Source organism: Flavobacterium quisquiliarum (genome assembly GCF_019308285.1).
In the GTDB taxonomy this organism is placed as follows: domain Bacteria; phylum Bacteroidota; class Bacteroidia; order Flavobacteriales; family Flavobacteriaceae; genus Flavobacterium; species Flavobacterium quisquiliarum.
In genome coordinates, this window is sequence record NZ_WWEM01000032.1 from 35,980 (window position 1) to 58,450 (window position 22,471).

Annotated in this window: 26 protein-coding genes and 1 pseudogene; 22 read left to right on the plus strand and 5 right to left on the minus strand. The window is 31.5% G+C overall.

Translation table 11 applies throughout. From position 1 onward, the window contains the following. Nucleotides 1-714 precede the first annotated feature (714 nt). Entirely contained in the window at nucleotides 715-1,662 is a 948-nt protein-coding gene (locus GSY47_RS15205) for an alpha/beta fold hydrolase (protein WP_179002447.1), read from the plus strand. Between the two features lie 126 nt (nucleotides 1,663-1,788). After that, entirely contained in the window at nucleotides 1,789-2,559 is a 771-nt protein-coding gene (locus tag GSY47_RS15210) for a hypothetical protein (protein ID WP_179002448.1), read from the plus strand. Between the two features lie 36 nt (nucleotides 2,560-2,595). On the opposite strand, the gene dcm is transcribed toward GSY47_RS15210, so the two are convergent. The 4 genes from dcm to GSY47_RS15230 form a co-directional block, all read right to left on the minus strand. Next, nucleotides 2,596-3,582 carry a DNA (cytosine-5-)-methyltransferase gene (gene dcm, locus GSY47_RS15215; protein ID WP_179002449.1) on the minus strand — a complete coding sequence of 329 codons (987 nt, stop codon included), beginning with the start codon at nucleotides 3,580-3,582 and terminating at the stop codon, nucleotides 2,596-2,598. Between the two features lie 240 nt (nucleotides 3,583-3,822). After that, a complete protein-coding gene (locus tag GSY47_RS15220; protein ID WP_179002450.1) occupies nucleotides 3,823-4,062 on the minus strand; it encodes a hypothetical protein in 240 nt (79 codons plus the stop codon). A gap of 494 nt (nucleotides 4,063-4,556) precedes the next feature. After that, the gene (locus GSY47_RS15225; RefSeq protein ID WP_179002451.1) at nucleotides 4,557-5,159 is read right to left on the minus strand and encodes a murein L,D-transpeptidase catalytic domain-containing protein; all 603 of its coding nucleotides are present in this window, start codon (nucleotides 5,157-5,159) and stop codon (nucleotides 4,557-4,559) included. Nucleotides 5,160-5,427: 268 nt separating this feature from the next. Next, complete coding sequence (locus GSY47_RS15230) at nucleotides 5,428-6,111, minus strand: S24 family peptidase (protein ID WP_246611340.1); 684 nt, start codon at nucleotides 6,109-6,111, stop codon at nucleotides 5,428-5,430. Between the two features lie 293 nt (nucleotides 6,112-6,404). Between GSY47_RS15230 and GSY47_RS15235 the strand changes: the two genes are divergently transcribed. The 15 genes from GSY47_RS15235 (at nucleotide 6,405) to GSY47_RS15305 (ending at nucleotide 18,443) form a co-directional block, all read left to right on the plus strand. After that, nucleotides 6,405-6,542 (plus strand): hypothetical protein, encoded by a 138-nt coding sequence (locus GSY47_RS15235; protein WP_179002452.1) that lies wholly within the window; start codon nucleotides 6,405-6,407, stop codon nucleotides 6,540-6,542. Then, nucleotides 6,535-6,813 carry a hypothetical protein gene (locus GSY47_RS15240; RefSeq protein ID WP_179002453.1) on the plus strand — a complete coding sequence of 93 codons (279 nt, stop codon included), beginning with the start codon at nucleotides 6,535-6,537 and terminating at the stop codon, nucleotides 6,811-6,813. Before GSY47_RS15235 ends, GSY47_RS15240 begins: the two co-directional genes overlap by 8 nt. Before the next feature lie 29 nt (nucleotides 6,814-6,842). Next, nucleotides 6,843-7,559 (plus strand): DUF3164 family protein, encoded by a 717-nt coding sequence (locus GSY47_RS15245; RefSeq protein ID WP_179002454.1) that lies wholly within the window; start codon nucleotides 6,843-6,845, stop codon nucleotides 7,557-7,559. Nucleotides 7,560-7,681: 122 nt separating this feature from the next. Further along, nucleotides 7,682-7,882: a hypothetical protein gene (locus GSY47_RS15250; RefSeq protein WP_179002455.1), complete on the plus strand. Its 201-nt coding sequence runs from the start codon at nucleotides 7,682-7,684 to the stop codon at nucleotides 7,880-7,882. A gap of 408 nt (nucleotides 7,883-8,290) precedes the next feature. Beyond that, nucleotides 8,291-8,545: a hypothetical protein gene (locus tag GSY47_RS15255; RefSeq protein ID WP_179002456.1), complete on the plus strand. Its 255-nt coding sequence runs from the start codon at nucleotides 8,291-8,293 to the stop codon at nucleotides 8,543-8,545. Between the two features lie 373 nt (nucleotides 8,546-8,918). Further along, complete coding sequence (locus GSY47_RS15260; protein WP_179002457.1) at nucleotides 8,919-9,140, plus strand: methyl-accepting chemotaxis protein; 222 nt, start codon at nucleotides 8,919-8,921, stop codon at nucleotides 9,138-9,140. Continuing rightward, nucleotides 9,137-9,589, plus strand: a complete 453-nt coding sequence (locus GSY47_RS15265) for a CHAP domain-containing protein (protein ID WP_091498012.1) — start codon at nucleotides 9,137-9,139, stop codon at nucleotides 9,587-9,589. The genes GSY47_RS15260 and GSY47_RS15265 overlap by 4 nt, the downstream gene beginning before the upstream one ends. Nucleotides 9,590-9,616: 27 nt before the next feature. Further along, nucleotides 9,617-10,114: a hypothetical protein gene (locus tag GSY47_RS15270; protein ID WP_179002458.1), complete on the plus strand. Its 498-nt coding sequence runs from the start codon at nucleotides 9,617-9,619 to the stop codon at nucleotides 10,112-10,114. A 30-nt stretch (nucleotides 10,115-10,144) separates the two neighbouring features. After that, nucleotides 10,145-12,301, plus strand: coding sequence for a hypothetical protein (locus tag GSY47_RS15275; RefSeq protein WP_179002459.1), 2,157 nt, complete (start codon nucleotides 10,145-10,147; stop codon nucleotides 12,299-12,301). After that, nucleotides 12,302-15,640, plus strand: coding sequence for a hypothetical protein (locus tag GSY47_RS15280; protein WP_219071454.1), 3,339 nt, complete (start codon nucleotides 12,302-12,304; stop codon nucleotides 15,638-15,640). A gap of 14 nt (nucleotides 15,641-15,654) precedes the next feature. Beyond that, entirely contained in the window at nucleotides 15,655-16,134 is a 480-nt protein-coding gene (locus GSY47_RS15285; protein ID WP_179002461.1) for a hypothetical protein, read from the plus strand. Nucleotides 16,135-16,197: 63 nt separating this feature from the next. Next, nucleotides 16,198-16,701, plus strand: coding sequence for a hypothetical protein (locus tag GSY47_RS15290; protein ID WP_179002462.1), 504 nt, complete (start codon nucleotides 16,198-16,200; stop codon nucleotides 16,699-16,701). A 14-nt stretch (nucleotides 16,702-16,715) separates the two neighbouring features. Continuing rightward, complete coding sequence (locus tag GSY47_RS15295; RefSeq protein ID WP_179002463.1) at nucleotides 16,716-17,264, plus strand: REP-associated tyrosine transposase; 549 nt, start codon at nucleotides 16,716-16,718, stop codon at nucleotides 17,262-17,264. A gap of 82 nt (nucleotides 17,265-17,346) precedes the next feature. Next, nucleotides 17,347-17,820 (plus strand): SMI1/KNR4 family protein, encoded by a 474-nt coding sequence (locus GSY47_RS15300; RefSeq protein ID WP_179002464.1) that lies wholly within the window; start codon nucleotides 17,347-17,349, stop codon nucleotides 17,818-17,820. A 74-nt stretch (nucleotides 17,821-17,894) separates the two neighbouring features. Further along, nucleotides 17,895-18,443 carry an REP-associated tyrosine transposase gene (locus tag GSY47_RS15305; RefSeq protein ID WP_179002465.1) on the plus strand — a complete coding sequence of 183 codons (549 nt, stop codon included), beginning with the start codon at nucleotides 17,895-17,897 and terminating at the stop codon, nucleotides 18,441-18,443. A 428-nt stretch (nucleotides 18,444-18,871) separates the two neighbouring features. Here the strand turns inward: GSY47_RS15305 and GSY47_RS15310 are convergent, their stop codons facing one another. Then, complete coding sequence (locus GSY47_RS15310; RefSeq protein ID WP_179002466.1) at nucleotides 18,872-19,684, minus strand: leucine-rich repeat domain-containing protein; 813 nt, start codon at nucleotides 19,682-19,684, stop codon at nucleotides 18,872-18,874. A gap of 217 nt (nucleotides 19,685-19,901) precedes the next feature. On the opposite strand from GSY47_RS15310, the gene GSY47_RS15315 reads away from it, so the two are divergent. From GSY47_RS15315 to GSY47_RS15335, 5 genes and pseudogenes are all read left to right on the plus strand, one after another. After that, on the plus strand, nucleotides 19,902-20,450 hold the full coding sequence (locus GSY47_RS15315) for an REP-associated tyrosine transposase (protein ID WP_179002467.1): 549 nt from the start codon (nucleotides 19,902-19,904) through the stop codon (nucleotides 20,448-20,450). A 123-nt stretch (nucleotides 20,451-20,573) separates the two neighbouring features. Next, on the plus strand, nucleotides 20,574-20,924 hold the full coding sequence (locus GSY47_RS15320) for a hypothetical protein (protein WP_179002468.1): 351 nt from the start codon (nucleotides 20,574-20,576) through the stop codon (nucleotides 20,922-20,924). Then, on the plus strand, nucleotides 20,924-21,415 hold the full coding sequence (locus GSY47_RS15325; RefSeq protein WP_179002469.1) for a hypothetical protein: 492 nt from the start codon (nucleotides 20,924-20,926) through the stop codon (nucleotides 21,413-21,415). Before GSY47_RS15320 ends, GSY47_RS15325 begins: the two co-directional genes overlap by 1 nt. 114 nt (nucleotides 21,416-21,529) lie before the next feature. Further along, a complete protein-coding gene (locus tag GSY47_RS15330) occupies nucleotides 21,530-22,021 on the plus strand; it encodes a hypothetical protein (RefSeq protein WP_179002470.1) in 492 nt (163 codons plus the stop codon). A gap of 102 nt (nucleotides 22,022-22,123) precedes the next feature. Continuing rightward, nucleotides 22,124-22,261, plus strand: a pseudogene (locus GSY47_RS15335) (transposase); the annotation flags it as partial. Nucleotides 22,262-22,471: the final 210 nt, after the last annotated feature.

The window sequence follows — 22,471 nt, forward strand, 5'->3', positions numbered from 1 at the left end:
GGAGAAATTTATAGTGATCAAATAAGACTGATCATTTTAAATCAAAAGAAAACTATTCATTTAAAAAGCATCAATAAAATTAGATTTATTAAAAGAAAAACATACTTTTCAAATTATACCGCTTTATTATTTGCCATTGTATTTTTTAATATTCTAAAGCCTACTGAAAAATCACTAATCTTTGCTTTAATTATATTTCTACTTACGATTATCTGTTTCCATCTGAAATTAAACCAGCATAAGATCATCATCATTAGAAAAAATGATTTCATAAAAATTGATGTAGAAAAAAAACTGAGTAAGGATGCTGAAAATTTTGTCTATCACTTGAAACAATTATACAGCCTTTGAGAATATTATAAATGCAGTATAAAAGCGGGATCCGACGTTTTTTCAAATCCCTTTTCTTCTACGAAAAGGCAAGAAACAAAAGAAAAAAATTATGCCAGACTCTCCAAATCTAAAAATCCGTATTTTTTTTCTTTTCAATTACTATAAACATACTTCTCAAAACCCTTATTTAATTAATTTCAAACTAAAAAAATCCTATTTCTCAGTATTAAAAGAAAACCATAAAACATTTATTACAAATAATAAATCCAGCTTTGCAAAAAACTTTTATTTTTGTTTTAATCAAATACATATCAATACATTAAACACATACAAAACCCTGAGTAACAAATCTGAACATTAAATTTAACACCAGTTTGACAGATGAAAAAAATACATTTTGTAATACTTCTTATTGTTTTCGTTTCTAATAAATCATTTACACAGACTCAAACTCATTATGATACTTTGTCGGTGGGTAAAATAAAACAAGTCATCTCTTATAAAGGAAAACAGACTTCTCCTCTGATTTTATTTTTACATGGCGGACCTGGCAGTTCTCGAATGAATCAAGCGGAAAAATTTACGAATAAACTTGAAGATCATTTTTTGGTGGTTCAGTGGGACCAAAGAGACGCAGGCAGAACTTTAGCTCTTAATAAGTCTTCGGAGCCAATCACGCTGGAACTAATGGAAAATGATACTTATGAATTGGTAAAGCTACTTTTAAAAAAATTTAATAAACAAAAAATATATCTCGCAGGCGAATCTTGGGGAACTGTGTTAGGATTTTACATGACTCAAAAGCATCCCGATTTATTAAATGCCTATCTGGCATTCAGCCCTGTAATCGATCAATCTAACAGCGAGCGAATACTGCTGGATAAACTTAAAGCTGACGCAAAAGAAAAACATAACACTGCTGGCGAAAAAGAACTAAAAACGGTAAAAATTCCTTTTGAAAACTACCAACAAATATTTTATTCACGAAAATGGATGTTTAATTATGATGGACAGCCCTTTGCAGATAAAGATACAACTGTAGTAAAAGAATATCTTAAATCCTGGTCAGACACTTGGATGCCAACATGGAATAAAGCTATTAAACAAAATCTTTTTAAAGATCTTCCTTCTGTTAAATGCCCTGTATATTTCTTTATTGGCGAAAAAGATCTCCAAACCAACTTTACTATTGCTGAAAAATATTTCGATAAACTAAAGGCTCCTAAGAAAAAAATATTTTTGTTTAAAGATGCTGGTCATTCTGTTCTAACTGAAAAATCAGAAGAAGTTCAAAAAATAATTATTGATGAAATTTTAAAAGGCAGTTAAAATATAATTAGCTTTTCTATTCAACAGAAAAGTAAAGTTTTTACAAAAGAAAGAAAATTCTTTAAATTTATTATATTTGAAACTCGAGAGTTACAAATGATAAATAATTAAAGAAGTTTTAAAACAATGAAACTGAATCATAAAATAATTGAGCAGAAAGATTATTATTATGTGAGTAACACAAAAGCATTTTTGGGCTTACCAATTTCTAAAGTTCAAATACAGCAAGTTATAGATTTTTCATTTGAAATGTGTTTTGGAAAAGGACATCATAGAAATTGCCGAACAGGCGGACAATATGAAAGAAAAAAAAGCGAGAAATTTTGCAATACTTTTCAGGGAAAACTAGCAGAGACTGTTCTTTACAATTATTTTAAAGACCAAAATCTTGAATCTAGAAAACTTGATTTTGAAATTTATGGTGAAGGTGTTTGGGATGATTCGGACTTGGAAATTAAGGGCCGAAAAATCAATGTTAAATCTGTTGCTGCTCAGTCCAATTTATTGCTTCTTGAAACAAAAGACTGGAATTACGAGGGACAATACATTCCGAACCTTTCATTAAATAACAATTCTACAATTCAATATGATTATTTTATTTTGGTTAGAATTCAGCCGGATATAAAAAAATTATTTACAGCTAAAAAGTGCTTATATAACGATGAAATGACAAAAAATGAAATTGAAGAGTTAATATTCAATTCAGTCTGGGAGTTTGATATAGCAGGATATTGCAGCAATAAAGATTTTATAAATGCTATTAAAGATAATAATATCCTGCCTCAAAATGCAATGCTAAATCAATATACTAAAATGGATGCCAGCAATTACTACATCCAAAGTGGCGATCTGCATCCGATTGATAATTTAGTAAAAATATTAAGCTCTGAAATTTAATAATGTCAATTTCTACTGTAATTTTCAAGTTAAAAATTATCGTATTGTATTAGTCAATACTGGTACATTTTCTAGAACCTCCAATATCTTCTTAGATAATGCTTCAATTACTGGAACGCTGACAGAGTTTCCTGCCTGCTTATACAAACTAGAATTAGCCAGTCTCGCTGGAATTTTAAATGAATCTGGAAAACCTTGAAATCTTAAGCATTCTCTTGGCGTTAACTTTCTAAATCCAAAATCTGTTTTTATTAGGGGAACATTATGTCCGCCTGTTCCCATATTTGCAGTTAAAGTTGGACAGACATTCGATTTATTTTCTCTAACATATTGCCTTCTGAATTGATATACTGTATCTTTTGACTTCATTGTCTCTTTCAGCATATTAAACATGTATTTATCTTCCTTATAATAGAAATTTTCTTCTACTTTTTCTTTGGTAATTACATCTTCAATTGTTCGAGTTAATTCTTCTTTTCCAGGAAATTTAAAAGTTTTTTCTGCATCAGGATATTCTAATGTATCAAATGCCACCATAAATATCCTTTCTCTATTATGAGGTATGTTTCCGTAATCTTTCGTATTTAAAACTTGTGATTGAAATGAGTAGTTTCTTTCTCTTAACGAGGATTCTATCACTTTCATTGTTTTTCCGTTGTCATGATTCACAAGGTTTTTTACATTTTCTAAGAATATCACTTTAGGCCTCATAGTATCTACGAAATCTAAAATTCTAAAAAAGTGATTTCCTCTATTATCATCAAAACCTTTTCTATAACCAGCTACCGAAAATGGCTGGCAAGGAAATCCGCCCGTCAAAATATCAACTTTCGGAATATTATCTAGATCCAATTCTAAAACATCTCCCTCAATAAGTTCATGTTTAAAATTTTCTCGATATGTTATACAAGCATTTTTATCAAACTCATTGGCCCAAAGTAAGTCAAATCCAGAATTTTTAAATCCCATACAAATTCCGCCAATACCTGCATACAAACTCCCTACCTTAAACTTTTCACTCATTGCTCTTAATCTTTTTTATGCCAATTTGTACTTAAGGTACAAATATACATGTTATACCAATTATAATGTTAGACAAATATCGGCATCAATCAAATTTTAAGCAATAGTATAATCTGGCATATCTTGTAAAAAATCTATTCTTTGTGTAAGTAAAACATTTTTGATTTAATAAAAAACTTCCCTTTACAGCCAGCAAAGAGAAGTTCTCATCCAAATTTAAACGACAGAATACATTGTATTCTAGCCATTACGAACAATATAAAAAAGTATTTCTTCTTCCAATTCTTTAGATAAAATTTCACATTCCTGTTCCTTTAAGAAATTTTTTTCCTTTTTCTTTCTATAGTTTTCGCCATTTACAATGTTATCACAGTAATTATCGCAAATCACCTTAAATTTTTCATCAATTAAATACATCTTACGTATTGATTCAAAATACTCAGCAAACTTCATATTATATAATTGATCAGGTAAAGACATCTTCTTGAAATTTAAATATTATTAAAATCCATAATCCACATTGTTGCAAAAATTCTACATTGCTCTAAATCTTTATTTTCACCATTTTACTTTTTAAAGTTTCATTTTAAGGGGTGTCAGGAGTAAAAACTGATTACACTTTCCATAATATCAAAGTTATAACCACAATCAATTTAAAACTGTACCAAGTTTCTAAATTCGGTTTCAAATTATAATTTGAAACGAAGTTTTTGACTTATTTAAATCCATATTTCTAAAAAAAGAAATGATTTATTTGATTAAAATAAAAGTTAGATACAGAATCATTTTCGAATAAAAAGAAGTACTCAAGATAAAAGCATTCCTCTTAAAAATTAATTTTCAAACAAATAAAACCTTTAATAGCTATAATTTAGAGCAAAAACACTAATCCATATAAAAATGCCATTGTATAACTTTTAAGCAAAAAAAAAGAGCCTATAGGCTCTTAAATTTCATATGATAAAAATATTTTATTAATAATAAACCGAAAGCATGATTTTAGAATCTGAGCCTTCAATAAACTTGTCAAGTCTTTTAAAGAATGCTTCGCTTACCATTGGACAACCGTGGCTGTTAATGATGTAATATTCCTTTTCATCATCTGGAACCTCTTTATAACAATGCAATACTATAGCTCTTTTCTGGGCATTGTTGTTTGACTCGTCCATTCCACTTAATCTATATGCTTTTCCAAAAACCCCTTTATAAGGTTTCTCTACTCCATAACGACCTAAAGAAGTACAGTTAGAATTTGGCATATTGCTGAACTGTAAAATATCTCCTTTTATACCTGTTTCAGATCCAGAACCATGAGCTACAAGCCCTTGATCTATAATTCTCTCATTTTCAAGATCGTAAACAAAAAAACGGTTTTTTCCAGATTTGATCTTCATGTCAACAAGAAAAGCAATCTTCTTGCTATAGCCACGATTAGCAGAAACATAAGTCTTAACCTCACTTACATGTTCGTTAAGTCTTGCTAATTCAATTTCATTTAAAATTTCTTTCTTGTTCGTTAAGTTGTAGGTTGTAAACGAACTTAGAGAAAAAAGCAGTGCTACAAAAAATATTCTCATAAGCAGGCCATAAATTAAAGTTAAAAAAACAGATTTGGGTACTATGTCAAAAATAAAATCACGGGCCTCATCTTTGACTTTGCAAAATTATGTACAAATTTTACACAATTCCCACATTTCAGATGTTAAATATATTATAAATATTTGATTAGTTGAACTTTACAAAGGCTTTTTTTTTATCAACGAGATGTTTTTTAACATAAAACGAATTAAAAAAACCATTATAACATGCATTATAATGGCTTTCTTTTCTTTTTTTAATAAAAACTTACATCATTGTATTAATTCTAATACTTGCTTTTATAAGTGCTAAGGCTGAAATTTTTGAAATATGAATATCTTTTGGCTGATGGTGTGAATTTTGGCTTACCAATTTCACATACTCAACACCTTGATCTGATTTTTGAACATATTTTACTGTAATATATTCTTCCCAATCATTTAGCTTCACACTCAGAAGATACATTTCTCCAAAAAAGATATTTTCGAATTCTGTTTCTTTATACAAAACGATATCCCCAGATTTCAATAACGGATACATACTATCTCCCGTTACTGAAATAGCACCATCGCATTTAGGTAGATTCGGAATTTTAATAGTATCTAAAACTCTTTGCGGTTCACCGCTATTGAACAACTCCCGTAATCCTGCAACAGCTTCCAAATCATATAATGGTATTTCCTGATTAATATGAATAGAATCTACCGTCCTTCTGTCATTATTCATGATAACCACGCTGGTATTTTCTTCCTTTATCATAGGCCCATTTCCCGTCAAAAGCCACTCCGAATTGATATCTGGATAGTGATGTAAAATTTTACACGCCTTATCAGTTCCCATATTACTGCTATTATCCAAAAACTTATTAGAAAAACCTAAATCGTTACAAAACTTATACTTAGTAATCCCTTTATAGTCAAGGTATTCTCTCATCCTCTCAGTTGACCCCATAAAAAAGCGTATTTTTTTACGTTAAAAATTTGTTTTAATGTATTATTTTACATTATATTTGCAAAGTAAAGAAAAATAAAATTCAAAAACAACAGAAACTTTAACAAATTCATGAAGTACATCATTAATACAAAAATCACACAAGACAAACAATAACCTAAAAACAAACAAGTTAAACATAGTTTAAGTGACTAAAAAATAAAAAAGCAAGCCACTACGCTCAATAGGAATAAAACTACGAATTAAAGGTAAAATAAATCACTAACAACAAAAACAATAGCAATTGATCCAAAATGGAAACAAATCAAATCAAAGAAAAAATTCAGGAACTAGAAAATTGGCTTGTTGAAAATCCAAGCAGTCCTGAAAGAAATTTAATAGAATCTGACATTAAAAAATTACGAACCTTATTAGAGAAAAATCATGAGTAAAAATCAAATCGAAGCACGTATTGCACAATTGTATCTGGCACTTCAATATTGTTCTGAAAGATCAAGAACTTTTACTGCTGGAGAAAGAATCTGCATTAATCAGGAACGTTTTCAATGGATGCATATTCTGGACAATGAAGCTTCTGCTCCCCGTCCCGTTCCACTAAGCATAGAAAATAAATTAAAAGAGGTTTCCAGATTAATTGCCCTCCACAATTTCAAACCTTATTATGGAGATCCTTTTAAAGAAGAAATTCTATTACAAAACTAAATCAACATTTAAACTAAAAGCCCAATATTATGAACACGCCGTTAACAAACACAATGACATCAGCTATGGATTTATCTCAATTTTCTGCACAAGAATTAAAAGAGGCTTTAAACCGAATTGAAAACAAAAAGAATGAGGAAAGAGAAGCTTATAAAAAACTAGTTGCTGAAACTATTCCAAGAGCACTTTCAAGATTACACGAAACATCCGAAATGATGCGTAATGCCAAAACGGAAACTTTTAGATTGTTTGAGACTATTTTGGATCTAAAAAATCAGGTGTATGGTTTTAAAGAAAAACAAATGTCGCATACTTTCTCTAATGATAAGGAAGAAATTACGATTGGATACCGCATTAATGAAGGTTGGGACGATACCGTAACTATTGGCATTGAAAAAGTACAGCATTATATCTCTTCTCTTTCTACCACCAAAGAAACTGCCGCACTGGTAAAAATCGTTTTTAACCTACTCAAAAAAGACGCAAAAGGAAACCTAAAAGGTTCCAGAGTTTTAGAACTTCAAAAACTGACAAAAGAATTTAACAACGAAGAATTTACAGATGGTGTCGAAATTATCGCTTCTTCTTTTAAACCTGTGCGTTCCAGCTGGTTTATTGAGGCCAGCCGAATTGATGATAATGGCGTAAGAACCAATATTCCGTTATCCATGTCTTCTGTAGATTTTTTACAAGGATATGCTTTTGATTTCTTTAATCAGCAAAACGAACAAAATCATGCAGCCTAATAATGACATTTACGCATCGGTTCTATTGGCACTCTTGCTGATTGCAACCAATTTGAAACCTATTCTAATGTTTCGCGAATGGTTTTTCTTCAGAATAAAAACAATTTTTAAACACTATTTTAATGAGCATAAAAATAAAGCCAATTACAGATCACGAAAGCTACAAAGTAAATAATAACATCGTTTTTAAAGACGGACTGGGAAACTGGAACTGTAACAACGATTTGTCTCTAAAAGAACGACAGGCTTTTAACCAGTATGAAAGCATCGTGATTAAAAACCCTCGGTTTAAAAAACACACCAAAGCCACTTACAAAGGCTAAAAGTTCTTCACTACTTGCAAATGTAGAAACAAGTATAAAAAAATGGTTCCTGCTTCTTCTTTCTTTAAAGAGAACCAGGAACCGGCAAACGGGCCGTTTGAGCCCTTATTATAAGCAGCCAAAAACATTCTTTCTAATGGAATCCAAACCTCTAAAGGGTATTGGAAACGGGATTGTCATGCGGAGTCTGCAGACCTTGATTGTTAAGAAAACTTAACAAATACTACCTCAGAACGAGGTTTAAAAATGGCATTAGAAGTAAAAAACCATCACTGAGAAAAAGATCAAATGGTTTGGCTGCATTAAAATTTTATGTCATGTCTTATAATTCAAATTATTGTAATTAAAACTTCATCCTTCTTTCAAAAATCTTTCTTCATTTTCTTTCACTATAAATACCTTATCCTCATGCCAATATCTGCAAACAGAAGTCTCGGAATTCAAAAAAATAAATTAATGCGTTACAAACTCATCAAAGAATTGTATCAAAAACATAAAACAGAAGACATTCCTACGACCGTTGTATGGCGTAAATATGTTTATCCTGTTTACCCAATTTCACGCACTACTTTGTATGAAATTCTTTGTACGCCTATCACTTCAGAATTAAAAAAAATCGAAGAACTTATGAACAATAAGGAAAATCTTCGCAATCCATCTTAAAAAGAAAACTGCTTCTTTTTAATCTTCAAAAACATCCTTTTGTGATGCAAAGATGAGGCATTTCCTCCATCAAAATCGAGCTTTGTTCGCTTTCCTTACAACCTTGTAAAGCCCTAGAATACAAATGTTCAAGCACCTTGCATTTGTTTTTTTTAGGGCTTTTTTCGCCCAATCTTTGCAATGTCAAAAGGAAACAACTGCACTTCAAAACTGGAAAAAATCCAGCTTAGCTTCCCTCAAAAAACAGCCTAAAAGTTGTTATCCAAAAACATTTTTAAAATCTAACATTCAACATTAAACACATTCAATGGAGCAGTTTTTATACCCCACCCTAACCGCCTTTTTCGCCGCTTTTATTACTTGGTTTTTCTCGATGCGGAAATCATTGGCAGAAGATCGAGCAGCCGAACTTGACAATGCCGTAAGTGCTGTAAAATATTACCGCGATCTTCTAGACGACCTTACCGCCCGACTTACAGCGGCAACAGACACCATAAAAAAAATGGAAATACAGCACAAAGAACTTATGCTTATTAACCAGCAATTGGTAGATGAGCTGCAAAAATTCAAACAGTTAAACGGAAAACACGCATGACACTTACCCAAAAAACCTTAGAAATCGCCACGGCACAAATTGGCGTCGAAGAAATTCCTAGAAACAGCAACTCTGGACCCGAAGTAGAAATTTATTTAAGAAGCGTTGGACTTGGAAAAGGATACGCTTGGTGCATGGCTTTTATTTACTGGTGCACTCAAAAAGCCGCACTTCAAATCAACGCCAAAAATCCATTGAAGAAAACGGGAGGCGTTTTGGATCAATACAATTCAAGACCGCTTTTGGTCAAAAAACTGCCACAGCCTGGAGATGTTTTTATTATGGATTTTAAAAACGGTACAGGCCATGCCGGATTTGTCGAAAAAGTTGCGGGAAACACCATCTACACCATCGAAGGAAATACGAATGACAGCGGAGGCCGTGAAGGCTATAAAGTCGCCAGAAGAAAACGAGATATCAAAAGCATAAAAGGCTTTCTGCGCCTGTAAAATTAACTTATAAACCAATTCTAAATTATGACTAAACAGCTCAAGTACTTTATTATTTCTCTTTTCATTCTGCTAATCGTGATTTCATGCCGAAGTCCGAAACCTGTGCAGAACGAGAATAAAATTCAGACCATCACGATTACCGAAACTTTACACGACACTGTTTTTAAAATCGCAAAAGACAGCAGTTCTTATAACGCATTACTAGACTGTATAAACGGAAAAGTAGTCCTTAAAAATGTTATTCAAGCCGAACCAGGGCGTACATTAAAAAGCCCAAAGGTTCGACTGGATAACAATACACTCCAAGTAGACTGCAACCTGAAAGAACAAGAACTCTACGCACACTGGAAATCGAAACAAGTAAAAGACGTACTGGAAAAAACCATCACGATTACCAAGTTTGTCAACCATTTAACCTTTTGGCAGAAAGTACAGATTTGGTTAGGAAGACTGCTTCTTATTGTACTGCTTTTTCTGATTGGCAGATTCTTGTACAAAACCTATAAACCGCTTTGGTTTTAAATACATCAAAATTTTAAATAATACCTTAATATGGCAGCACAGTCTCATTTTTTTATAGAGCCTGGAGGATTTACACAAAGTGAGACACAAGCTTTTGGTCCCGTTTCGAGCACCAAGTTCAACCTCACTTCCAGATTCTCTTTAAGTTCTCCCCAAAAAGCCTATTCGATCTGTAAAGGCGTTGTTTTAGTACAACCTCAGGAAGATCTGAATAATGGCAAAGTAAATTTAATTTTACGTCCTTACAAACAGCCCTTTCCGGGTTTAAACATCAAGTATTTTATTTATAGAGGATTGCGAAAAAGCGATTTTTTTATAAAAGACGGCGAATACAAGGTAATAGCCGAAAGTGGTCAAACTTCTGATTTTATAACTAAGATCAATAAAGATTTTAATGCTTTTTACGAAGGAACTACAACTTTAACCAAACCAACTTTTAAAGCCAGTTTTATTGGTTACAATGAAGATCCTGTTCAACAAAATGCAGAAACTTCTCTTTCTAATCTTTTCTTTAAAGAATCTGAATTAAAAACAGTAGATAATACTACAACGGAAAATGATTCTTTTGAACTTCCGCTTATTGATAGCGGTGAAACGTTAGGTTATTTTGCGCAAGGCGAATGCGGTATTGATGTTGTCCTTAATTACGGCGACTACAAACATGAGTTTGACAACAGTGAATTTGTTTTCGATTTGGAATATGCCCGTAAACCTTTTGCAGAAATTACAGTAACTGGTGATACTGCATTTAAACAAAAATTAGAGCGTGAGCAAAGTACACAGTTTATTGATATTACTGCGTTTTATGGCTCACATGTCGAAAATGGAGTTGTTAAAGCAACTGCTTCCGGAGTTCAAACCAACAAAAAAGGAACTGCAATTTTTAGTGATCTGCTCCATAATTTTTGGACCAAAAACCATTGGTACGTTTACATCCAGAGTGATAGAACCCGTAGTTACGATTTCTATGGAAACTACAAAATTGATGAAGGTCCAGAAAACCTAAAAACAGGTTTATTAGAAAATCCGACAACCAAAGTAGTCCCGATGACAGCGGAAATTTATGGCACTAAAGAATGGCCGGTTTTAATTAACAACCAAGAACAGGCCAATACGGTTACAACAAATAACCTCTACCTGCAATTTCCAACCGACAACAATAACAACACCGCTTTTTACGGACAGCTTGCTAAAGTGGCCAATGCGCAAAAAGACAATTTCATTAACGCAGATGGTTTACAACTGCCTCCAGATGAAGAAGGCAATTATGCCGACTTCACCTCAACAATACAATTGACAACTCCTGCAGTGGCTGGTAAAAATATTGCTTCTCTTAGTCTTTTGATGTATCAGGGAAAAGTGAATATGTATACTGCTGGAACAACATTAGATGAAAACGGAGATTTGGTCATTTTATACAGACAAGCCAACTATTTTGACAATGTTTTCAATTTAATCAAGACAAAACCTTTACTAAAATTGGGCAGTGACGAAAGTTATTCCAGAATGACTTCTGAAAAACTAAATCTCGTTAATGAATTTTACGATAAAAAACAGCAGGGAATTTCGATTGTACAAACGCTTACAGTAAATGATAGTATTGAAACTGGAATTGAAGAAACGCCAACAGTTGCACGAGTTACCTACATCACAGAAGCTATAGATGTTATGAACAATGCCGTTTCCGCAACTGGAAGCACTACACCAGATACTAAAACCACCGCTTCTGCCAGTGGTGCTGTAACTAAAAGTAAAACCTACCAGCTTCCTGATCCTTACTATTATAATTTAAAATTGTTTACAGACAGCACACAAACTATTACTGGTTTGGAGTTAAAAACTCTTGACGGCTCTACTCCCAATAAAATTATCCTGGGATTAACCAAAACCGAAAATGACGCCATAAAAGCATTAATTACAGATGACACAAAAAATCCTCGTTTGTTTTTGATTGATCTTTTTGAGGATGAAAACGAATTTGTTTCTCCTGAAGATGTTAAATATCAGAAATACAAAGTGGGTGTTGTGGCTGAAAATGCTGATGGTGACAATGTCTTGACAGAACCTGATGTTCCTGTTTTTGTTTACTCACTTGATAGAAGATATCATTTTAGTAAGGAGTATAGTGAGTATATGCCTGATTTAGACATTAGCATTCCATTTTTTAATATTAATACCGTTTTATAAATGACTACTACCGCAATTCTAAAAGATGGAACTCCGGTAAGGATACATCTATTTGAAAAACCAGCTTTTGATGTCGAAGGCTTTTTAGTTGGTTTTACTTTATCCTCATTAAATTCAGAAGAATATAGATATTATCAACATTCTGAATTTAAAAGAGAGGATAGAAAAAAACCAAACCTATCGGGCTATTACGACAAAACAATGTTTTTAAAATACATTCAAAACGTTGAACCTGTTCCCACATTGGATAAATTGGTTAAATATAATTTTGAAAGGGTTCGAGCTACTGAAGGTGAAGAGATAACTGTCAGTACAATCGATTTTGGGCAACCTTATGATTATTTCTATAACACTAAGAATTACACTTTTAATTTACAAAGTTCTCCTGACAAGAAGAGAGTTGGCAATTACTTAAAACCAATTATAGAAAACTTTGAGGTAATTGATGAAAAAGTTAATTTAGACGGTATTGCTGGAGTCACTGTTTTGAATAATCAAGCCGGGTCACCTGGAGGAAATTTCTATAAAAAAAATCTTGGTGATTTAAATATAAATAATAGAGAAGTAAGCGACGCAATTAAAAGCAACTTTAAGAAAGTAATGTCCTTAATTATTTTCAGAATTAGAGAAATTGATAGAGATATTATTCCAATACTTGCATCACACACTCATTTTTTTGAAAAGGAAGAAAAAGTGGCTGATGGAATTATAGATTACAATGATAATAATTCAGCTCAAGGATTTACTGATCTCGAAAAATTGCTATTTGATTTAAAAAGAGGCTGGGGTTATTACTATAATCCTAATACAGACATCCCTCTCCCTTTAAGAAATGATTTTGATGCTCAATTTTCTATCCAGTCTTCTTTTGCCGATTATGAAACATATTATTCTCACCTAACTAGCTTTTACACTAAATGTAATGCCACAAAGAATCTTGAATATTACCCTTCTGATAAAAAATTTCAATATTTACTAGAAATTTTACCTCCTTCTGCATTAAGCATTTTACCATTCAGTTATATTATTAATGCAATTAAAGGTTTATTAACAAAAAAACTAAAGCAAGACGAACAGCGTTTTTTAGTTAGACTCGTACTTTCAATAACTCCCTCACGCGCAAATGAGTTTTTAGATTTTTTATTAGAAAAAGAAAATGGTACTGAGACTAATTTTCAAGTTATCTACGATACGCTAACAGATGCAAGGCTAGAAAGATACCCTTTTGTAAACTGGTTTGTTGATGAACAGCCTAATAGAAAATATTTTGCTTTTGCTATATACAAATTATGGAAAGTTTCTAAATATAATTTAGATTATATACGTCCTGGAATTGTTGTTCCTGATCTTTGGCCAAATTTCAAAGGAATTGACCCTGAAAACTATTTTTATATTAATCATAAGGAATTTAACGAAAAGAACTGGTTAACATTTATTCCATCTACAACAGATAATGTAGTAACCACAGAACAATATTTTGAATCTAGATTGATTGATAAAAAAGTAGAAATAACTAAAATCACAAAGTTAGATCACAATTTTGAACATGGCGGATTCCATCATGAAGATAAAAGTATATTTGGGTTATTTCATCTTTATCAACAAGTTACTTTTTCGGGATATAAAGCTAATCTTGACCTATCAATTCCAACAACAGCGACTTTACCCGCTTTTCTTTTTCATTTTATTAAGGAATACGATGATCTGGCAGATTTTGATGCTGGAGTTGCACTAGCCATTAATATAACTGCTGATGTTTTGCTAATTTACTTTACAGGTGGCGCAAATGTATTAAGAGATCTACAGTACCTAAAATATACTACTAAAATTGGAAGAGCTTTACAAGGAAGCTTAAATGGTGTTGAAGCTGTTGAAGTTTGGAGAGGACTAGAAGTTGGAAGTGAAATTTTTACTGTCACTACTGGTGAATTAGCACATATTAACCAATATTTAATAACAACCGAAAATGATGAACAAAAAAGAAAAATTCTAGAAAAAAACCAGAAGGTTCTACTCAATCTTATGCTATTGGGAGTAACATCATCTATCACAGCAAGATCAAATGCTGTTAAGGAAGCTGAAGAAGCATTACGCTTAATCGATAATTTACCAGTTAATACTCCTCATGGAATTCCTCCGCCAATGATTAATGTTTTAACAACCTTAAAAGGACAAAAAGCTGTAACACTATCTTTATTTGGAAACAAATTAAACAACCTAGAACTTGGTGGAGTCGCAAATACAATTGTGGCAAAATATAATATGCTTTTTACTGATGCTCAAAGACTAAAATTCTGGAATGATTTTCAACACATTGATGATCCTGTATTCTGGGAATTACTAAATAGTGGTAGAGGAGCTGACGGTTTACTTAATGGCAGTTATATTAACAATTGGATTGATTTAAGCGAAAGAGGTTTACAAGAAGCTAAATTTACTGATTATATTTGTGTTCAAAGACGAACTGATGGTCTAATTCGTTTTACTGACCAAAACAATTTAAAGCCTATTGTACAATCTTTAAATTTTGAGAAAAAAGTTTTTTTTGTAGATAAATATGGATCCATAGAAAACTTTAATGATTTTAAATTTAATAAATGTATTCAACAACCAAAAAAATTAGAATTATTAACTGAATCAGGAAATTTTTTAAAAAGAGGACAATTAGATGAGCTGTTGGAAGAAGATATATTAAAAATTATTGAAAGCAATTTGAGTAATGCTCATATTGATTTATTAAGAATAAAAAATAAAAATAATCTAGGACAAATCGTTTTTAACTTTGAAAAAGATATTGCAAATATCAATTTAGATTTAAATAGGCTACGAGCGTTAAGAGATGGAACAGCCTTTTCTTTTATGCAAGATCTTAATTTAACTACAAAGCAGATTAAAGATTTTCAATCTGCAAATAAGTTATTTGTCGAGACAAAAATTTATAATAATGCTAATTTAATTAATACTTTTAATGACATTTATATCTCTGGTTGGAAAAATTTTGTGGGAAGCATTTTTAACAACAATATTCCAAATAGTATTATTGAACCTGGAAACAATGCAAACTTTAATATTTTTAAGCAAAAAGCTATTGATATTATAAATAAGAAGAAAAGATATGATGATACTGAGCTAAAATATATATTTAATTTTTTAGAAAAACATTGGGATAAAGGTAATCGTTTTGAAATAACTATGGAAAGTACCTATTATTCATGTCAAAGTTGTCAAGGTTATATGTTATATTTAAAACAGTTAGCCAAACAGGAAGGAAAAGTTTTAAATATTACCATAAAATCAAGTACTGACGCCAAAGATTATAAGACATTAGAAAGACTATAAAATAATTAAACATTATGACTATAAAATATTTACAACAATTAAAAAACAATCCAATCGCATATTCTAAAAATAATAAAGAACTTCAATTTAAAATAGAAGGAATTCCTGAATCAGAAATTCAACAATTAGAATTAGTATGGAACAATGGTGATGTTTTCCCTAAGGTTTTAAAAGAACTATTGTTTTTAGCAGGTAATTTTTGTTATGTCTGTGATTATGGGCCTAATAATAATCAACAAGAAATGCAGGAATGGGTAAGAGAGCATATGAAAGATAATAATCGTTCAATAAATCGTCCTTTTTTTGCCTTTGATGTATATGGAGGCGATACTTTTTTGTTTATCTATTTAGATGAAGGAGATAATCCTACTGTTTTTGAAGCTAAACCATATTCTGATGACAATAATTGGATTGATACATTGGCACCACAAACGATACAAAGTATTATAAATATAGGGATTAACAGAGTTAAAATAGGGCAAAATCCATATTAAAATAATTTACCTGATCGCACAGATATACCCGATCTATTAACTTCTGACGATGTTATAGAATTTTTGAAAACAGGTCCAACCAAAAATGATATTGGAGTTCGAATTGAGACACAAAGATTGAATTGGAGTACTTCAATGAGAATGTATCAAGAAAACATTTCATTTAAAGGAATGTCTATTCAAGAACTTTCAGATTTTCATAGTCTTTTTAAAGATTATTTTAGAAGTGATAAAGAGAAACTTAATAGTTATCTTAAAAGTAATAGAGCGAGAATTAAAATTAACTGTTATAACAATTCCGAATTAATTGAGCCAACAATTGTAGAGTTTTATATTTCAGGAACCCCAGAATCATTTGTAGAATTATTCAAAGATGTCCCTGATGAGATCAGTGAAATGTTTATTCAAACTTCCCCCGCTAGCGCGAGCGTCTCGCTCGTGAACGCAAAGTTGTCTTATCCTAAAAATAGATTTACAAAAAACATAAAAACAACCCGATCGCACAGATCTATCCCCCCCGCTGGCGCGAGCGTCCCGCTCGTGAACGTAAAGTATTTCTTATATTAGCTCAAAAATAATAAATGAGCAGGAAATACAAATTTGGAGATAAAACTGGAGCATACTTTATAAGTTTTGCTACGGTTTACTGGATAGATGTTTTTACTAGAGAAGAGTATTTTGGGAGGATTGTAGAATCATTAGATTACTGCAGAAAAAATAAAGGAATGGAGATTTATGGATATTGCATAATGCCAAGTCACGTCCATTTAATTTTCAGATCTGAAAATGGAGACCCTTCTGGTCTAATAAGAGATTTCAAAGGTTTTACCTCGAGAAAAATGCTCAAAGCAATTGAAGAAAATCCGCAAGAAAGCAGAAAAGAATGGATGCTCTGGATGTTTGAAAGAGCCGGAAAGAAAAACAGCAATGTAAAATTCAGGCAATTTTGGCAGCAAAACAACAAACCCATCGAAATCTGGTCTTTTAAAGTTTTTGAGCAAAAATTAAATTATATTCATAACAACCCGATCGAGAGTGGTTTTGTTACCAATCCTGTGGATTGGAAATACAGCTCTGCTAGAAATTATGGTGATAACGATCAGACTGTCCTAGAAATTGATATTAATTGATATGCTGTACGTGCACGAGCGAGACGCTCGCGCCAGCAGGGGCAATTGACACTGGAATAGTAAGAACTTTAAAACAACAACTATGAATATAGACATTTTGACCTATTTAAGAGATAATCCTATTAAATACGGTAAATCGATGAATTTTGAGATAAAAGGTATTTCTCTTAATGAAATACAACAATTAGAACAATTATATAATAATGGAGTACAATTCCCAAAGGCTTTAAGAGAGCTTCTTTACTTAGGAGGTGATTTTTGCTATGTTTTAGCAAAAGGCATTTATGATACTCAGCAAGAAATGCAAGAAATTTCCAGAGAAAAATTACTTGAATTCAATAAAAATATAGTAAGACCTTTTTTTGTCATTGACGTTTATAACTCATCTGAACAATTTTTATTTGTGTATTTAGATGAAGGTGATAATCCATATGTTTATCAAGCTTATTTACCAACATTAGATTACCTTCCTCCTATTACAAATTTAGACAGGAAATTATCTGAATATATTAATCTCCTTATTGACAAAGTAAAAAAAGGCCATAATCCTTTCTAAGAATTTCCCCTAGCTGGCCCGAGCGTCTCGCTCGCGAACGCAAAGTATTTCTTACATTAGCTCAGAAATAATAAATGAGCAGAAAATACAAATTTGGAGATACAACTGGAGCTTACTTTATAAGTTTTGCTACAGTTTACTGGATAGATGTTTTTACAAGAGAAGAGTATTTTGGGAGTATAGTAGAATCATTAGACTACTGCAGAAAGAACAAGGGAATGGAGATTTATGGCTATTGTATTATGCCTAGTCATATTCATTTAATTTTCAGATCTGAAAATGGAGATCCTTCCGGTCTAATACGAGATTTCAAAGGTTTTACTTCTAGAAAAATGCTCAAAGCAATTGAAGAAAATCCGCAAGAAAGCAGAAAAGAATGGATGCTTTGGATGTTTGAAAGAGCTGGAAAGAAAAACAGCAATGTAAAATTCAGGCAGTTTTGGCAGCAAAACAACAAACCCATCGAAATCTGGTCTTATAAAGTTTTTGAGCAAAAATTAAATTATATTCATAACAACCCGCTCGAGAGTGGTTTTGTTACCAATCCTGTGGATTGGAAATACAGCTCGGCTAGAAATTATGGCGATAACGATCAGACTGTTTTAGAAATTGACATTAATTAATATGCTGTACGTGCACGAGCGGGACGCTCGCGCCAGCAGGGGAGTCAAAGTCAACTTCAGGCCATCCATATACTAAAGGACAAGAACTTTTAAGTTATTATTATTTATTATCATCTATATATGGCTTCAATGGTATAAAAAATGCCGTTTCCGATGCAAAAACCATAAAAGCTAAACTAAAAGTCCTATCACAATTTGAAACCATCCTTTCTGCAAAAGGTGTCAGAGACGATTTTAGATATTTTATGTCAGTTAATTATCCAGAAGAAAATATTGATATATTTAATAGCTTTAGTAAGGATATAGATGAAATCGAAAAAGAATTTAACCGATACAAATATTTACAAAATCAAAACTAAAATTTTTAGCTTAGTTACAAACATCAACATCATTCAAAACACTAAAGCTTTAAGAATCAAATAAATTTGCTATTGACATATAAATTCATTTATAACTTCAGAATAGGTACCATAGAGTTCACCACCTCTATCTTTAAAGGCTTTTATGCTTGGATGGTTGCATTTTGTAAAACTATCTATATAAAGTCTCGATAGTTTGTACGGATTGACTATAACAACTGTATTACGTGGATTGTCTTTGCAATTAAGTTCAATTAAAGCCTTATTTTTAGTGACATCTAAAACAGTAAGTTGGTTATATGGACAATAAATTTTTCTCAGAATTTCATTTTCTCCAAACTTTAAGGTAGTGATTAAATTACAACAGCAAATAAGCTCAACCAAATTAGAATTTTTACTAACATCGAGAGTTTTAATTTGGTTATTGCTACAATCAAGTTTTATCAAATTTGTATTCTTACTGACATCAAGATTTGTAAGTTGATTATAGCTACAATAAAGATTCGTCAAAGCTTTATTTTTACTTATATCCAAAACAGCAATATGGTTATCCAAACAGTCAAGTTTTGTCAAAGAAACAAAATGTTCTATCCCAGATAAAGAAGTAATGTTTTTTTTTCTAATACTCATTATTTCATTATAAGAAGTAACAGAAGGATGATTAGAAATAAATTTACCATCAGGAGTAAAAGCCAGTGGCACTATCGTTTTTAAATAAGCTTTAAAATTTACATCTGGGATTTCAGCGTACACTGGAGGTGGGGCATTTTTTTTCAAACAACTATAACTTATATTACTGATTACAATCAATACCGAAAAGATTATTATCCTCGTTAAAACTTTATTAGCCTTCTTTTGAGCCGTAAATATGTTTTTTACCATTATTATTAATTGATTTTATCAGACTTAAATATCGTTTATATTATATGCAAGTTTATAAATTAAATCATTTTAGAACAACCTATTTGTAAGTTTTTTCAAAATAAAAATGCATCAGCCCCGATCGCGCAGATTTATCTCTGCAACGATAGCCCCCCGCTAGCGCGAGCGTCTCGCTCGTGAACGCAAAGTATTTCTTACATTAGCTCAAAAATAATAAATGAGCAGAAAATACAAATTTGGAGATACAACTGGAGCTTACTTTATAAGTTTTGCTACAGTTTACTGGATAGATGTTTTTACAAGAGAAGAGTATTTTGGAAATATTGTAGAATCATTAGACTACTGCAGAAAGAACAAGGGAATGGAGATTTATGGCTATTGTATCATGCCTAGTCATATTCATTTAATTTTCAGATCTGAAAATGGAGATCCTTCTGGTCTAATACGAGATTTCAAAGGTTTTACTTCTAGAAAAATGCTCAAAGTAATTGAAGAAAATCCGCAAGAAAGCAGAAAAGAATGGATGCTGTGGATGTTTGAAAGAGCTGGAAAGAAAAACAGCAATGTAAAATTAAGGCAGTTTTGGCAGCAAAACAACAAACCCATTGAAATCTGGTCTTTTAAAGTTTTTGAGCAAAAATTAAATTATATTCATAATAACCCGCTCGAGAGTGGTTTTGTTACCAATCCTGTGGATTGGAAATACAGCTCGGCTAGAAATTATGGCGATAACGATCAGACTGTTTTAGAAATTGACATTAATTAATATGCTGTACGTGCACGAGCGGGACGCTCGCGCCAGCAGGGGAAAAAAATCGGAGGTACGATTCAAGAAATTGATGGATTATTATTTAATAGCAGTACAACTAAAATCGAAAAACTAATTAGTATGAAATTAGATGCTGGAGCTCATAATGCCAAAATGGACTTTAAAAAGATGCAAAATGTAATGAGAAACCTTCCAGATAATGGTAGTGAATTAAAAAATTACATTATTAGTACTCCACTTTTAAAAGCTGTTAAAACGAAAGTAGATGAAATTTACGAAGCAAAAATATTTTTTAAAGATTTAAGAACAGGAAAAGAATATAATGAACTTCCATCCACATTTAGACAAAAAATAAAATTATCATATGATCAAATTAATGATTTTCAAAAAATTGATCCAGAAGTATTAAACACAAGTAAAGATGAACTAATAGAAAGTTCATATCAATCAGTTAAAAACAAACTAAAATAATGGGAAATACAAGAGTCAAGATTTTTGAATTAAATGATCAAGAGTTAACATTTGATTTTGGCACATATGCCTTATTAATGTATTATGCCAAACAAATAGATCCAATTAAAGGAAAAAAATTAATAAATGCAACAATATCTGAATGGAGTTATAGAATTGAAAATGGAATTCAATTGGATAATATTACAAATGATAATAATATGGTACATTTTATTATTTCAGAAATCAATACTGTTATATCTTTTATTGATTCTGAATTAATTCCTAATTTAAGTAATGAACCACAAAATTTAATTACAAAATATGGTGGAGAATCTAATTTTGTCAATTTGTATGATAACAATCTAGATTATCTAAAAGTTTTATGTTTTACTAAAGATGAATTCTTTGATGGTGATACTCATCAACTAATATTCTTATTAAATGAACTTAAACTTTTTTTTCAATATGCTATAAATCAAAACCAACCTTTTAAAGTGTATGTATATTGACCCGTTCTATGAAATGTTAGTAATTGCTGTGCGAAGTGCTCCAGAGACTCTTAATACCACTAAAGAGATATTAATAGAGAGCTCATATCAGTCAATAAAAAATAAATTTTAATCATGAGAAAAACGAGAGCAATATATTTTGAATACAACGGTATTGTAGAGCATTTCGATTTTGGCACATTTTCATTATGTATGTATTATGCTACATTAATAAATTGTTTAAAGGCAAAAAAATTGTTTGAAGCTACTATTTCAGAATGGAAATATAGAGTTGAATATGATTTACCTGAAGACAATTTCACATCTGATGATGATATTGCACACTTTGAAATCTCGGAAATAACAGAAGCAATTGAATTTATTGAAGACATTTTAATTCCTTCTTTAAACAACGAAACAAAAGATATCTTATTGAAATATGGCGGGAAATCAAATTTCGTAAAACTATATTATAATAATGCTGGGTTTCTAAAATTTAATGGAATTACTGAGAATGAGTTTTTTGAAACTAAAGGCGAATCTTTAGCATATCACATGAATAGATTAAAAATAATATTGCAATATTCTTTAGATTTTAGTCAACCATTTATGGTTTATGTAAACTAATATAATTCCCGATCGCGCAGATTTATCTCGGCATCTCCCCGCTGGCGCGAGCGTCTCGCTCGTGAACGCAAAGTATTTCTTACATTAGCTCAAAAAAAATAAATGAGCAGAAAATACAAATTTAGAGAAAAAACTGGAGCCTACTTTATAAGTTTTGCTACAGTTTACTGGATAGATGTTTTTACAAGAGAAGAGTATTTTGGCAATATTGTAGAGTCATTAGATTACTGCAGAAAGAACCCCGATCTCTCAGATTTATCTCTGCAACGATAGCGCGGATTTGCAACCCGATCGCGCAGATTTGTCCCCGCAACGATAGCGCGGATTTGCAATCCGTGCCCGCAAAGATTGGAGAGTACTTTTTATAAAAGAACGGAAGCGGAGAGATTTACACAACGTGTCTTTCTCTAAAATAGATTTACAAAAAACATAAAAACAACTCAAAGACAA